Origin of the sequence: Janthinobacterium sp. BJB426, assembly GCF_002735705.1 — a bacterium.
GTDB lineage: Bacteria > Pseudomonadota > Gammaproteobacteria > Burkholderiales > Burkholderiaceae_D > Janthinobacterium.
The window spans coordinates 169,662-184,169 of sequence record NZ_PDZL01000002.1 but is presented as its reverse complement, the minus strand read 5'-3'; the positions used below and the strand labels follow the sequence as shown (position 1 = coordinate 184,169).

Here is a 14,508-nt window from a genome sequence, read left to right as displayed (position 1 = left end):
TAAAAATACAATACAAGAAAATTACCAAGGGGAAATATGGGTATCAAATATCGCATCGATGATGACCTCGCATTCCTGCAGTATTGCAAGGAAGAGGATCTGCGTGTTTTGGCTGGCTATCTCACGCACGACAAAGATCAGTCGGCTCGCATCGCCAGCGAACTTCTTGAAGATGAAAGCTTCAAGAAATTCGCTGGAAAGAAGGACCAGTACCGGCATTGTTGGCAGTTGATTGCCGGTGAGCTTCAGCATTTCGGCGGCGACACTATCGTCAACCTGTTTCGCGGCGATGGCGTGCTGTACAAGGAAATTTTGTCGGACGTATGCGACAACCAGAAAGTCAAGACGGAAAAAAATAGTTCCGCCTATGCGATGGAAAACAAGCTGCTGGAGAAATTCATCGGCGATGCCTGGGAAAAGCTCGGTGCGGAACAACGTGCTTCGCTGCTGAAGGAATTTGATATCGGCAACAATTCACGTGATGCGGAAGGATTGGCCTTGCTGAAAGCGGCCTTGTTGAGCGGCATCGGTTCTCTGCAAATATCGGCGCTGATCGCCAGATCCGCTGCAAGCATGTTCGCGGGACGGGCGCTTGGCGTCATTGCGACAGGTGGTCTGGGCAGAAGCCTGGCCATGTTTGCCGGACCCGTCGGACTGGCCGTGTCGGCCGCGCTCACCGTGCCCGCAATCAGCGGCGCCGCTTATCGGGTAACGATTCCTGCCGTCATTCAGATCGCATATATGCGCCGGGAATGCGAAGCACGTGAATTTTTCTAAGGAAATATAAATGCTGCAAGAGACAATATGGATCATCGACCAGGCCAAATTGAAGCCGGTATTGATACAAGCGATGGCGGAAGGCAAGGCAGCCATACATGACGGCGTGGCATACTGGGCCGAGGGCAGCGGCGGGTCTGGCATCATCCAGCATCTACCGTTCAAGGAAAGTGCGGCCAAGAGTGTGGAAGAAGCGCTAAAAGTGGCGCAGGCGACGACGGTGATCGCCGCGGCCGTGTCGACTGGCATTATTCTTGCCGCGATCGTGGTGCAGACAAAATATTTGGCAAAGAAACTGGATAAAATCCAGGCCACTGTCGATGTCATTGCGCAAGATGTGCGCTCGCAGCACATTGTATTTTACATGGATAAGATCAGTGAATATGTAGGACTGGTGGAGGCAGCGCGAACCTTGTTGCAGGATCGTAGCCTGGTATCGGAAATACGTGAGCTTGCTATTCCGCTGTTGACCAGCATGGCGGCGAAACGCAATGAAGTCCTGTCCTTTATCGATAATATTCTTGCCTTGACAAAGTCATCCAAAGACGTGTCTGCAACGCATTTTGAGCTGATCACCAATTTCGCCCAATTAATGCTCGACATGATGCCTGCGGGAATTCATATCGAATACCTGCTTTGCGCGCGTATTGGCAAACTGCGGCTTGCAGAACATATCCTGCTCGATGGTGCGGGGCGATTCAACGATGGTCTGCAAATTTTCCGTCATTTTATGAATGAGCTACACCGCGAAGTGATACGCGGCGTCGCCGGAGAGCGCAGCGAGGTCTATCGTTCGGTCGAGGCGAATGCGAGGCAGCTTTTCCAATCCGAGCATGGGAAAATTCTGCTGTCGCTGCCGGCGGGCCGCGCTGCCAGCTAATTACAGGCTGCCTGCCTGCGTCACTTCGCTCAGCACATAGCGGTACTTCCCCGACGCTTCCGCCGCGATCTCGTCGACTTCCTCGATGGCGATGTCGACTTGCGCGCCCAGCCTGGCCTGGAAGCCGGTGACGATGGCTGTGCGCGTGGCGGCGTCCAGGCGCGGCAGGCAGACCAGCAGGACGCGCGTGCGCTGCAGGCTTTCCTGGATGATCTTGAAACTGCGCACTTGCGGCAGTTCGCGCACGATGTAGACGAGGGCCAGGCCGTGCATGACGGTGCCATCGACGGCCGTGAGGAAATCCGTGCTGCGCCCTTCGATTTTTTGCAGCAGGGGCAGTCCGCGGCCGCAGGCGCATGGCTTGGTGCCCAGCGCGCCCACGTCGCCGGTGGCGTAGCGGATGAACGGGTAGTCTTGCGTGGCCAGGTGGGTGACGACGATGTCGCCCGTGGCGCCAGCGGGCAGCGGCTGGCCCTGGCTATCGACGATTTCCACGATGATGTCTTCGGCCGTGATGTGCATGCCGCCTTCCGGACATTCGTGGGCGATGAAGCCCGCGTCACGCCCGCCGTAGCCGTTGGCCACGGGGCAGCCGAAAGCGGCGGCGATCTGCGCGCGCTGCTCGTCGTACAGGCGTTCGGCCGTGACGAACGCCACTTTCACACCCAGGCCGTCGAGCGGCAGGTCGCGTGCGCTGGCGTGGCTGGCGATGCGGCACAGGGCGGACGGGTAACCGAACAGCATGCGCGGACGCCAGCGGCGCAGCTGTCGCACGTAGCCATCGAGGCGGTTGGGCGACATGGCAAATGCGGGCAGCAGGGTGGTGCGCAGCAGCGCATCGCGCAGGCGGCGCACGCGGTCTTGCGCCTGCAGCTCGATGGGCGAACCCCACAAGACGGCTTCGCGGTCGCCGATGTCGACGCCCCACCAGCGCGTGGCGCGCCATTTGGCGGCGATGTCGTGGCTGATCCTGCGGCGCCCGAGGAAAAACTGCAGCGGCTCGCCGCTGGAGCCGCCCGTGGCGAACGGGCGCAAGCCCACGGCGTGGGCCGACTTGAAACTGTCGCGCGCACTGGCGATATCAACCTTGCGCAGCAGCGGCAGGCGCGACAGATCGCTCAGTTGCCGCACCTGTTCCGGATCGAAACCGCTGCGGGCGAACAGGGCGCGGTAATGCGGTACGTGCTCGGCCGCATGGCGCAGCAGCGCGCGCAGGCGGGCCAGCTGCCATTCCTGCAGTTGCTGCGCGCTCCACCACTGCGAGCGCTCCAGCCGCCGCAGCAGGCGCGCGCTGCGGTGGCCTTTGATCCATTCATGCAGGGGAAACAGCCAGCGGGCGACGCAGCGCGTGTAGATGCCGGGGCGCGGCGCGGCGCGGATGCGGCGGTAGTGCGCGGCCAGCCTGGGTGCGATGCCGGGCCAGCCGAAGGTGGCGGCGTGCGCCAGGCCCGCGTCGACCAGCGCCTGCGTGCGCGGCGGGTCGCGCAGCAGCGACAGGATGGTCTGCGCCATGGCGGCCGGATTGCCGGGCGGCACCAGCAGCGCCGTCACGCCGTCTTGCAGCAGGACGGGGATGCCGCCCACGTTGGTGCTGACGACGGGCACGCCGCAGGCCAGCGCCTCGAGCACGGAATTGGGCATGTTGTCGGCCAGGCTGGGATTGAGGACGATGTCGCTGGCCTGGTACAGGGCCGGCATGGCGGCGTTGTCGACGGGGCCGGCGAAGCGCACGGCGTCCTTCACGCCGAGGGATCGGGCCAGGCGCGTCAGCGCCGCGCGCTGCGGCCCGCCGCCGGCCAGCACCAGGCGCGCCGCGGGAAAAGCCTCGCGCACGATGGCGAAGGCGCGCACGGCGCTGGCGTTGTCGTACAGGCTTTCCAGGTGGCGCGCCACGAGGATGCAAGGGCCATCGGCGGCTGGCGCGCGTGGTGCGGCGGGTGTGACGCGGGTAAAGCGCTGCAGGTCCACCACGTTCGGCACGATATGGGCCGTATGGCCATATTGCTCGAAGACGCCGGCCAGGTAAGCCGAGGGCACGACGATGGCGCTGGCGCGGCGCAGGCTGAACGCCACCAGGCGCGGCGCGCGGGCGAAAAAAACGGCCGCTTCGCCGCCCCGGTAATTGAGCAGGGCCGGTTTGCCTTTCAGGCTGGCGATCCACAGCGCGGGTGCGGCCTGCAAATGCCAGGACCAGCCGGAATTGGCCATGATGTGGAACAGGTCGACCGTATTGGCCGTGCGCCACAAGCGCCACAAATGCACGGGCAGGCGCAGCGCCGCGCGCAGGTAGCGGATGCGCGCCAGCCAGGGCGGCAGCACGGGGCCGTTGACGGCCAGTAGCTGCACTTGCGCGCCATCCTCGCGCAGCTTGTGCGCCAGTTGCGCCGTCTGATTCGCCATGCCGCCGGCCGGCGGCGGCAGCGGGCCGACCAGCGCGATGCGCAAGCCGGTGAAGATCATGGCACGACTCCGGCCAGTTCCTCCGCCATGCGCGCCGTTGTCACGCGCGCATACACGGGCGCATAGCGGCCCACGCTGGCGCCCCAGCTGCGTTCCGTCTCGACAAAGGCGCGCGCCTGGCGCCGCAGCGCCGGCCAGCTGGCGGGTGCCAGCAGCAGCGACAAGATGGCCTGCGCCAGCGCCTCGGCGTCGCCGGCGTGAAACAGCATGCCCGTCTTGCCATGGTCGACCAGTTCGCGGTGGCCGCCCACGTCGGACGCCAGCACCAGGCGGCCCTGTGCCATCGCCTCCAATGGTTTCAAGGGCGTCACCAGCTCCGTCAATCGCATCGGCAGGCGCGGATACACGCAAATGTCGACCAGCTGATAATAGGCGGCCACCTGCGCATGCGGCACTCTGCCCGCGAAGACCACGGCGTGGTCTATGCCCAGCTGCGCCGCCAGCGCGCGCAGCGCCGCTTCCTGCGGCCCGCCGCCGGCCAGCAGCAGCCGCAATGCCGGCTGTGCCGCCAGCAGGCACGGCATGGCGCGCAGCAGCAGGGCCAGTCCCTCGTACGCATAAAACGAGCCGATGAAGCCGATGACAGGATTACCATCCAAACCCAGCGTGCGGGCCAATGCTGGATTATCAGAGACATTGAAGGTCCCGGCATCGACGGCGTTCGGTATCACGGTGATTTTATGCGCGGGCACGCCGCGCGCGCACAGTTCGCGCCGCAAGCCGTCGCAGATGGTGGTGACGGCGTCGGCGCGGCGCAGCGCGTAGGTTTCCAGCGCGCGCGTGAGACGGTAGCGCAGGCCGCCGGGCCGGCTGCTGCCATGGTCGGTGGCCGCGTCTTCCCAGAAAGCGCGCACTTCATATACGACGGGGATGCCCAGCGCGCGGCCCGCGTTGAGGGCGGCGATGGCGTTCAGGGCCGGCGAATGCGCATGCAGGATGTCGGGCTTGAGGCGTCGTGCCAGCCGGCGCAGGCGTACGGCCAGGCCGACGATGACGGCCACTTGCCGCAGCACGGGCAGGCGCGCCCAACAGTGCGCATCGGGCGCCGTGCGGTAGAAATGCCAGCCGTCGACCAGCTGCTGTGCGCCATCCGACGGCCCCTGCTTGGCACTCGTGAGCTGCGTCGTGTGCCAGCCCAGCATCCGCTGCTGCCGCAGGATGGCCAGGGTGCGGAAGGTGTAGCCGCTGTGCAGGGGCAGCGAGTGGTCGAGGATGTGCAGGATGCGCATGGCTTCACTCCATTGCCATGGCTGGCGCGGGCATCGGCGCCTGGCGGCCATCGACGGGCAGCACCTGGCGCAGGAACGCTTCGAACATCAGCAGCGCCCACAAGGGCGCGCTGTAGTCGCGCCGCCCGCTCGCATGTTGCTCGAGCAGCAGGCGCACGTAGTCCATGTCGAACAGGCCGCACTGCGCCAGCGTGGGACCGAGCAGCCGCTGTTGCAGGCGCTGGCGCAACGGGCCGCGCAGCCAGTCGGCCAGCGGCACGGAAAAACCCATCTTCTGGCGGTACAGCAGGGCGTCGGGCAGCAGCGGGCGCAGGGCTTTTTTCAGCAGATACTTGCCTACACCGCGCCGCAGCTTGAAGTGCGGCGGCAGGCCGGACATCCACGCCACCAGTTCATGGTCGAGCAGGGGCGAGCGCACTTCCAGCGCGTGCGCCATGCTGGCCCGGTCGACTTTCGTCAGGATGTCGCCGGGCAGATAGGTTTTCAGGTCCAGGTACTGCACTTGTGACAGCGGGTCCTGCGCGGGACTGGCCAGCGCGTGGCGGCGCAGCACCTCGACGGCGCGGTAGCCGTGCAGGCTGCGCCGCAGCTCGGGGCTGAACAGCCGCGCGCGCATGGCGTCGCCCAGCAGGCTGACGCCGTGAAAATACGCATCCGTCGTGTCGCGTGCCAGGCCTTCGAAGGTGGTCTTGGCGCGCAGGAAGCGCGGCGCCCAGTCGGCCTTCGGGTACAGCCGCCCCAGGGTGCCGAACAGCGACTGGCGCAGGCCGGCCGGCAGCAAGGGGTCCATCGCCTTGCGCACTTTTTCCTCGCGCGTGTGCAGGCGATAGCGCCGGTACCCGGCCAGGCTTTCATCGCCGCCATCGCCCGACAGGGCCACCGTGACCCGCTGGCGCGCCAGTTGGCAGACTCTGTACGTGGGCATGGCGGAACTGTCGGCGAACGGTTCGTCGTACAGGTTGGCCAGCAGGTCGATCAGCTCGAAGTCGTCTTGCTCGACCTGGCGCGCGTGGTGCGCCGTGGCGTAGCGGCGCGCCACCAGGTCGGCGTAGCGCGCCTCGTTCCAGGCCGGGTCGCCGAACGAAATTGAACACGTGTTGACGGGCGTGGCGCTCGCCCCGGCCATCAGCGCCACGACGGCGCTCGAATCGACGCCGCCGGACAGGAAGGCGCCGAGCGGCACTTCGGCCACCATGCGGATGCGCACGGCTTCGCGCAGGCGCGCCAGCAATTCGTCGGCCGCCTGCGCCTCGCTGGCGGGCGGATTCGGCGTGAACGGGATGTCCCAGTAAGCTTGCGGCGCGGGCAGCGGCTGGCCGGCGCGTATCGACAGGGTATGCCCGGGCGGCAGCTTGCGCGCGTGCTGGAAGATGCTGCGCGGCTCGGGCACGTAGCCGTAGGCGAAATACTCTTCCACGGCCAGCGGGTCGAGCGCGCGCGGCATGGCCGGATGCGCCAGCAGGGCTTTCAGTTCGGAGCCGAACAGCAGGGTGCCGTCCTGCGCCTCGCCGTAATACAGGGGTTTCACGCCGAGGCGGTCGCGCGCCAGGAACAGCAGGTGGCGGCGGCGGTCCCACAGGGCGAAGGCGAACATGCCGCGCAGGCGCTGCACGCATTGCTCGCCCCATTGTTCCCAGGCGTGGACGATGACTTCCGTGTCGCTGCTGGTGCGGAATTGATGGCCGAACTGGCGCAGCTCCGCCATCAGGCTGCGATAGTTGTAGATTTCGCCATTGAAGACGATGGCGATGCTGCGGTCGGCGTTGAACAGCGGCTGCTGGCCGCTGGCCAGGTCGATCACGGACAGGCGCCGGTGCGCCAGGCCCAGTCCCGGCTCGCGGTGCAAGCCCCCTTCGTCCGGCCCCCGGTGGCGCAGGCTGTGGTTCATGCGTGCCAGCAGCAGCACGTCGATGTCGCGCTGGCCCTGCAAATCAAAGATGCCGCTGATGCCGCACATGGGTGGCCTTTCAGGGAGTGGTGGACAGGGGAGAGGGCTGGCGCGCGCCCGTCAGCCGGTCGTACACGGCCAGGTAGGCGCCGGCCATGGCGGGCAGGCTGTGTTCGGCCAGCACCTGGCGCCGCCCGCGCGCGCCGTGGCGCGGGCCCAGTTCGGGCATGCTGTAGTAATCGAGCATGGCGTCGGCCAGCATCTCGGGCGAACCGGGCGGCACCAGGGTGCCGCTCCAGCCCGACTGCACCAGTTCCGCATTGCCCCCCACCTGCGTGGCGACGATGGGCAGCCCCGTCGCCATTGCTTCGAGGATGGTGTTCGAGCTGCCTTCGGCCAGCGATGGCAGCACGAACAGGTCCATGGCGCGCAGCAGCTGCGCCACGTCGTCGCGTGCGCCGGGCAGCCAGGCCAGGTGTGCCACGCCGGCCTGCTGCAGCAGGTCCAGGCAAGCCTGGCGGCATGGCCCGTCGCCGACGATGAGCAGGCGCAGGCGCGCGCGGGCGCCTGGCTGCGCCAGCAACAGCAAAAAGGCGTGCACCAGCGAGGCGTGATCCTTGACGGCCGCCATGCGGCCCACGCTGCCGATGACGAAGGTGCCGTTGCACAGGAAGCCGGGCGGGCCCACGGCGGCCGGCGGTCCCAGGCGCGGATGGAACTGCACGCTGTCGACGCCATTGCCGATGTGCGACACCTGCGCGGGGGCCGCGCCGATGGCGTCCACCAGCCATTGCCCCAGGTCGGCGCTGACGGCGATGAAGTGCTGCACCAGCGGCAGCATGCATTTGCGCAGCAGCCGGTATTTGCGGCGGGTGCCGTGCAAGTCGCTCATGTCGCGCCCGTGTTCGCCATGCACGCGCAGGCGCACGCCGGCCAGGCAGGCCAGCAGCTGTGCTTCGAGGCAGCCCAGGTTGCGCGTGTGCACGAGCGCCGGCTGCAACCGTTTCAGCACGCGGTACAGGTGCAGGTAGTGGCGCCAATCCTTGCCTTCGCGCTTGTCCAGGCTGATCACATCGACACCCGGCGTGGTCAGGCGCTGGCGAAACGCGGTGGCATTCTTCAGGCAGACGATGGCGTGCCGGTAGCGTTCGGGCGGCAAGTGGTTGATCAGGTTGACGAGGCCGTTTTCCAGCCCGCCCACGTCGAGCTGGTGGATCACGTGCACGATCAGCGGGGCCGTGCTGGCCGCTACACCGGCTTCCCGTGTGCCGACGCTAACGAGGTCAAGGGCCATGCGGCAACTCCTGCAAGCGTTGTTCGATGACGGGCAGCGCCGCCCGCAGGAAGGCTTGCAGCTGCGCGCGCGGTGGCGGCGCCAGCTCGTCGTAGACGGCAAAGACGATGAGGTCGGCGCCATCCTGGCGCCTGCCCAGCAGCTTGGCTTGCGCCAGCAGCAGTTTTACCAGCGCGGGCCTGGCCGTGACGATGCCGCCCTGGCGATACACGCGCCACAGCAGCAGGCGTTCGCCGCCGTGGGCCAGCACGCTTTCGCGCACGCCGATGGATCCGCCGGACAAGTCGACGTGCCGCACGCGCTGCGCCAGGGGCGTCCAGCGCGCGCCGTAGGGCAAGGGCTGGTGCGTCAGCAGTTCGGCATCGCGCGCCTGGCGCGCATACCAGTGCAGTTGCAGCCCCACGGGCGCGCCGTCGCCGTCCTGGCGCGCATACGTGGCGGCAAACCGCGCGGGATTGCCCGCATACGGCGCTTGCCAGGCAGGAGGAACAGCGGGCAGGCGATGCCAGGCGGGCGGATCGGGCAAGGCCAGCACAATGGCCGGAAGCCTGGCGTTGTCGTCGCGGTGGCTGGCCAGGGCCAGCGCCGGCCACAGCACCGCCAGCAGCAGGCAGGCGATGCTGGCGCGCACGACGGCGCGCGGGGTGGCCGCAGCGGCGCTGGCGCCCGGCCGGGTGGGTGGCAAGGCGGCGCGCGCCAGCGGCAATTCGCGCCAGCGCGCGGCCAGCCAGAACAGCAGCAGCGCGACCAGGCCGAAGAACAGCCAGCCGTAGATCAGGTGGTCGACGCCCACGGCCAGGCGCATGTTGCTCAGGTGGCCCAGCATCACGATCAGGTAGGCGCGCACGCCATTGGCAAGGATGGGCACGAGCAGCGCGGCGGCCATGACGGCTACGCGCCGCCGCGTGCTGTGGAAGTTGACATGGGCGAACAGGGCGCCCAGGGCCAGCGCGGCGATCAGGTAGCGCAAGCCGCTGCACGCTTCCACCACCGACCAGTTGCCGGTGGGTAGAGAAAAATTGCTGCCATCGCGGAACACGGGCACGCCCGTCCATTGCAGCGCGGTGACGGTGAAGGTGGCCGTGAAGTCGATCAGCTGTTCCAGGAACACTTCGCCAAACGGCACGGCAAGAAACAGATACGTCAGCGGAAAGGCCAGCAGGCGCACGGCCGGCCAGCCGAGGATGGCCAGCACGCAGGCGGGCAGCATGGCCGTGGCCGCATATTGTTCCACCACGGGCACGTTGGCGGCGTCGGCCAGCAGCCAGGCCAGGCCCAGCGCACCGAGCAGCAGCAAGCCCGGCCCCGACGGCCGGGGCGTCAGCGCAGCCAGACGGGCGCGCTGGCGCCAGGCCAGCCAGCAACTGATGGGCACGATCAAGAAGCCGTGCGCGAAGGTTTGCGAACGCGACCACAATTCCACCATCGACCAGAAGGTGGCGTGATACAGCAGCGCGACGGCGGCCAGGGCCAGCAGCAGGAGCAGCATGGCTTGCCGCTGGCCATGCCGGTTCCCGTGCGGCCAGACGGCCGCGTCCGGCAAGCGGGCCACCTGGTCGAGTTGCACGCTCATGTGGAGGGTTCCCGCACGGGCAGCAAGGGCGCGGCGATCCCGCTGGCAGCGGCCTCGGCTTCGGTCCCGCCAGGCAGGCCCAGCATGGCGCCCAGGCCCTGCAGGTTGCGTTCCCAGTTGTAATCCTGCAAGACCAGCTGGCGCGCCGCCGCGCCCATGGCCGCACCGCTCCCGTCGGCCGCGTCGCTCTGGACTTGGCGCAGCACGCGCGCGGCATGGTGGATGAATTCGGCGTCGTCGCGCGCCAGCAGCAGTTCCAGGCCCGGCTGGGCGGTGATGCCTTCCAGCGCCTGCGGCGTGGCCAGCACGATCTTGCCCATCGCCATCGCTTCCAGCACCTTGTTTTGCACGCCGCGGGCGATGCGCAGGGGCGCCACGGCCAGGGCCGCGCCGGCCAGGTAGGGCCGGATGTCGGGCACCTTGCCCGTCACCACCACGCCGGGAATCCTGGCCAGCGCCGTCACGGCGGGCACGGGCGCGTTGCCGACGATATAGAACTGCAACTGGGGAAACTGGCGCCGCAGCGCGGGCCAGACGTGGCGCACGAACCATTGCACGGCGTCGATGTTCGGCCAGTAATCCATGGCGCCCGTAAATACCAGCGCCTGCACGCCCGCCGGATACACGCCGGGCTGGGCCGGCAGGGGCGCGAAATACGCCGAGTCGACGCCGTTATTGAAATGTCCCGTCTTGCGCCGCGCCATCGGCGCGCATTGGCGGAACAGGGCCGCCTCGGCCGGCGAAACGAAGCTGGCGGCCGTGAATTGCTGGGCGATATGGCGCTCGTACTGCAGCAGCAGCTGCGCTTCGCGCCGGTACAGCAGCGACATGGGCCAGGGTTTGCTGTCGCCGTACTGGCGCCATTTGTCGGAATCGACGTCGACGAAATCGATCACGCGGTGCAGGGCGCGGCCCGCGCTGCCGTCGATGTATTGCGCCATGGGTCCGGAAAAGGCCAGCGCATGGCGCACCTTGCCGCCGGACAGCAAGCCGTCGACCCATTGCAGCAGCCGTGTATCGCGGTAATAGTGCACGCTCATGGCCTGGCGGCCCAGCAGCGCCTGCATGGCGCGCCAGCGGGCCGTGCCGCGCTGTAAAGCGATGAAGCGCGTGCTGGCGCACAGGGCCGCCACGGTTTTCGCGTGCTGCCAGTCGTCGTCATCGTCGATGAAGCAGCCCAGGTGCACGCGGAAATGCCGGCTCAGGTATTGCAGCATGTGCCACGAGCGTATCTTGTCGCCCTTGTTGGGCGGATATGGCAGGCGGTGGGTGAGGAAGAGCAGTTCGCGCATGGTGGGTCCCCTTGCTTAGCCCAGTTGCCGCACGATGTGCGGCCCCAGCAGGTTGGCCAGCGGCAGCGGCAGGCGGCGCCAGGCGCGGATGAACAGCGCGTATTTCGGATTCAGTGGATTGACTTCCGGCAAGGCCCTGGCGCGCACGAGCTGGTAGGCGTACGGCAGCGGCTGCGGCGTAAAACCCCAGTTCTTCTTGAAATCGTATGCCCCGGTACCGAGCTTGCTGCGGCCGAAATCGAACAGGCGGTAGCCGTGCGCGCAGGCGCGGCGCATCGCTTCCCAGTACATGAAGTCGTTGGCGCCCGTGCTGCGCGCCAGCACGCTGCCGCCACCGTAATATGGCAATACTTCATCGCGGAAATAGAACAGCAGCACGCTCGCTTGCGCCTGCTGGCCGTGGTACACGGTGAGGATCTGGCAGGCGTCGCCAAACACCGTGCGCAGCATGGCAAAATGGCGGCGCGCGAAGACGGGCGTGCCGAGTCGGTGCACACTGGCCGCGTAGATCGGGTAAAAATGGTGGAGGTCATAATCAACGGCGCTGTGCAGGCCGCCAGCCATGGCCTTGCGCACGACGGCGCGCTGCTTGCGGGGAATGGCCAGCAGATTCTGTTCCGCATCGGGCAGCAAGGGGCGGCGGAAGGTCGCGTACAGGGTTTTTTGCAGCCAGGGCGAAGCCGGATTTTCGTCCACTTCGCGCCAGCGGTATTCCAGGTGCCCCACGCCGAGGCGCCGGGCCAGCGCCAGTGCCGCGTCGTCGAGGGCCAGTCGCACGGCCGCGCTGCCGCCGGCCATGCCGCCGTACACGCAAAACGGCAGCGAGACGAGGGCCGAACCGAACAAACGGCTGCGCACATGGGCCAGCGGCAGCACGCCGGCGATACGCCCGTGCTGTTCCGCGTACAAAAAATAGCTGTCGTGGTTAAAACCTTGCTGCATGATGGTTTGCCAGCCGGCCCGGTGAAAGAAGGTCGCTTCCGGGCACGTGTCGACAAAGGCATCCCAGCGCGCATGCTCGTGCCCCTGCATAGACCGCACGGCGATGGCGGCGCGGGACTGTAGCGGGTCGGGAGCAAGGCTGGCCTCGTGCATCATGTGCTTTCCAGAAAAATACGGTCCATGCGGTCCCAGGAGAAATCGCGCGTCAAGCGCCCCAGCCGCGCTTCCATGCACCCCAGGTTCAGGTAGTGGCGAAAGCGCGTCCTGGCGCTCAAGCCCGTCGGGCGCGGCTGGCCGGGATCGAGTTCCCAGGGATGAAAATAGAATATGCCAGCTTGCCCGTCGCGCGAATTGATGCGTCGCAAAAGCCAGCGCGACAGTGCATACGGCATCAATCGAAAATAGCCGCCGCCGCCGGCCGGCAGGTTGCGCCCGCGCAAGCGTACTGTGCTGACGGGCAATTCCAGCACGCCGTGCGCTCCCCGCGGCCGCCAGCCGAAGCGGGGGGAATCCGGCATGCCGTAGTGGTCGTGGCGGATCGGGTAGATGCTGGAACTGTAGCGGTAGCCCGCTTCCTGCAGCACGTCGAAGGCCCACAGATTGGCCGCGCCGATGGAAAAGCTGGGCGCCCGGTAGCCGTGCACGGCCAGCCCCGTTATCTGCTCGAGGATGGTCTTGCTGTGGCGCACATCGTCGGCGAATTGCGCGGCCGACTGGTCGCAGGCGCGCAGGTGCGCATAGCCGTGGCTGGCCACTTCGTGCCCGGCCGCCGCGATACGGCGCAGCATGGCCGGATAGCGCTCGGCGATCCAGCCCAGGGTAAAAAAGGTGGCGTGGATGCGGCGGCTTTCCAGCAGCAACAGGATGCGCTCGATATTCGCCTCGACCCGGCATTCCAGGCGGGGCCAGTCGGCGCGCGCGATGTGCGGCGCGAAGGCGGACACCTGGAAATAGTCTTCCACGTCGATGGTGAGCGCATTGCGCAATATCAAAGAGGAAGGCGGCGGCGTCATGGCGCCCCCCGGCGCGCCGCCAGCCAGGGTGCGATGACGGCGGCGATGCGCTCGGCCGCGTGGCCATCCCACAGGGGCGGGAGGCGGCCGCGCTTGCCGCCCGTGTCCAGGATGCCCCGCGCCAGCGCCAGAATGGCGGCCGGCTGCGTGCCGGCCAGGGTATTCGTGCCAGCGCTGACGGTGATAGGCCGCTCCGTATTGTCGCGCAAGGTCAGGCAGGGCACGCCCAGGGCCGTGCTTTCTTCCTGCACGCCGCCCGAATCCGTCAGCACCAGGCGGGCGTCCTGCATCAGGCCCAGCATTTCCAGGTAGCCCAGCGGCGGCAGGCAGGCGATGGCATGCCGCGCCAGCAGCGGTTCCAGGCCCGCCAGGCGCAAGCCAGCCAGGGTGCGCGGGTGGATGGGAAACAGCAGCGGCAGCCGGACTGACAATTGTCCCAGCGCCTGCAGCAGGGCTTCGAGCTGCGCCGGGTCATCCACGTTCGAGGGGCGGTGCAGGGTCAGCAGGCCGTACGCGGGCGGGCAGGCGTGGCCGTGGGTGCGCAGGGTGGCGGCGGGCGTTACGGCGCGCGGCAGCTGCTGCCGCAGGCTGTCGATCATGACGTTGCCCGTAAAATGGATGCGTTCGGGCGCGATGCCTTCGCGCAGCAGGTTGGCGCGCGCGCCTTCCTCGCTGGTCAGCAGCAGGCTTGATAACTGGTCCGTCAGCACGCGGTTGATTTCCTCGGGCATGCGCCGGTCGCCGCTGCGCAGGCCCGCCTCGACATGGATCACGGGCGTGCCGCGCTTGGCCGCCACCAGCGCGCACGCGAGGGTGGAATTGACGTCGCCCACCACCAGCACGGCATCGGGCGCCAGCGGCGGCTGCGCGTCGAGCACGGCGTCGAAGCGGCGCATGATCTCGGCCGTCTGCTGCGCATGGTTGCCGGAGCCGACGTCGAGGCAGATGTCGGGCGGGCGCAGCTCCAGGTCCATAAACAGCTGTGCGTTCATGGCCGTGTCGTAATGCTGGCCGGTATGCAGCAAGGTCACGCGCACGGCGCTCGCCTGGCGGGCCATGGCGGCCAGGATGGGCGCCATCTTCATCAGGTTGGGGCGCGCGGCCACCACGCACAGCAGGTGCGCCGGCGCGGCGGCGGAAAGCGAGGGGTCGGACATTGC

Annotated in this window: 11 protein-coding genes; 2 read left to right on the top strand and 9 right to left on the bottom strand. The window is 67.3% G+C overall.

The genetic code is table 11. The features are described 5' to 3' along the window. Positions 1-36: 36 nt before the first annotated feature. Together CSQ93_RS03835 and CSQ93_RS03830 are read left to right on the top strand one after the other, a co-directional pair. On the top strand, positions 37-777 hold the full coding sequence (locus CSQ93_RS03835; protein ID WP_099376837.1) for a DUF3944 domain-containing protein: 741 nt from the start codon (positions 37-39) through the stop codon (positions 775-777). A gap of 10 nt (positions 778-787) precedes the next feature. Then, positions 788-1,657, top strand: a complete 870-nt coding sequence (locus CSQ93_RS03830) for a hypothetical protein (RefSeq protein WP_099376836.1) — start codon at positions 788-790, stop codon at positions 1,655-1,657. Here the strand turns inward: CSQ93_RS03830 and CSQ93_RS03825 are convergent, their stop codons facing one another. From CSQ93_RS03825 to wecB, 9 genes are read right to left on the bottom strand one after another with little or no spacing between them, the layout of a single operon-like run. Further along, positions 1,658-4,117 carry a glycosyltransferase gene (locus CSQ93_RS03825; RefSeq protein WP_099376835.1) on the bottom strand — a complete coding sequence of 820 codons (2,460 nt, stop codon included), beginning with the start codon at positions 4,115-4,117 and terminating at the stop codon, positions 1,658-1,660. Then, positions 4,114-5,346 carry a TIGR04063 family PEP-CTERM/XrtA system glycosyltransferase gene (locus CSQ93_RS03820; RefSeq protein ID WP_099376834.1) on the bottom strand — a complete coding sequence of 411 codons (1,233 nt, stop codon included), beginning with the start codon at positions 5,344-5,346 and terminating at the stop codon, positions 4,114-4,116. The genes CSQ93_RS03825 and CSQ93_RS03820 overlap by 4 nt, the downstream gene beginning before the upstream one ends. A gap of 4 nt (positions 5,347-5,350) precedes the next feature. After that, on the bottom strand, positions 5,351-7,303 hold the full coding sequence (locus tag CSQ93_RS03815; RefSeq protein WP_099376833.1) for an XrtA/PEP-CTERM system amidotransferase: 1,953 nt from the start codon (positions 7,301-7,303) through the stop codon (positions 5,351-5,353). A gap of 10 nt (positions 7,304-7,313) precedes the next feature. Continuing rightward, a complete protein-coding gene (locus CSQ93_RS03810) occupies positions 7,314-8,528 on the bottom strand; it encodes a TIGR03088 family PEP-CTERM/XrtA system glycosyltransferase (protein WP_199534244.1) in 1,215 nt (404 codons plus the stop codon). Continuing rightward, the gene (xrtA, locus tag CSQ93_RS03805; protein WP_099376832.1) at positions 8,518-10,101 is read right to left on the bottom strand and encodes an exosortase A; all 1,584 of its coding nucleotides are present in this window, start codon (positions 10,099-10,101) and stop codon (positions 8,518-8,520) included. Before xrtA ends, CSQ93_RS03810 begins: the two co-directional genes overlap by 11 nt. Next, positions 10,098-11,393, bottom strand: a complete 1,296-nt coding sequence (locus CSQ93_RS03800) for a TIGR03087 family PEP-CTERM/XrtA system glycosyltransferase (RefSeq protein WP_099376831.1) — start codon at positions 11,391-11,393, stop codon at positions 10,098-10,100. Before CSQ93_RS03800 ends, xrtA begins: the two co-directional genes overlap by 4 nt. Before the next feature lie 15 nt (positions 11,394-11,408). Beyond that, positions 11,409-12,488 carry a FemAB family XrtA/PEP-CTERM system-associated protein gene (locus CSQ93_RS03795; protein WP_099377127.1) on the bottom strand — a complete coding sequence of 360 codons (1,080 nt, stop codon included), beginning with the start codon at positions 12,486-12,488 and terminating at the stop codon, positions 11,409-11,411. Next, complete coding sequence (locus CSQ93_RS03790; protein ID WP_099376830.1) at positions 12,488-13,348, bottom strand: XrtA system polysaccharide deacetylase; 861 nt, start codon at positions 13,346-13,348, stop codon at positions 12,488-12,490. Before CSQ93_RS03790 ends, CSQ93_RS03795 begins: the two co-directional genes overlap by 1 nt. Then, positions 13,345-14,505, bottom strand: a complete 1,161-nt coding sequence (wecB, locus tag CSQ93_RS03785; protein WP_099376829.1) for a non-hydrolyzing UDP-N-acetylglucosamine 2-epimerase — start codon at positions 14,503-14,505, stop codon at positions 13,345-13,347. Before wecB ends, CSQ93_RS03790 begins: the two co-directional genes overlap by 4 nt. Between the last annotated feature and the right edge of the window lie 3 nt (positions 14,506-14,508).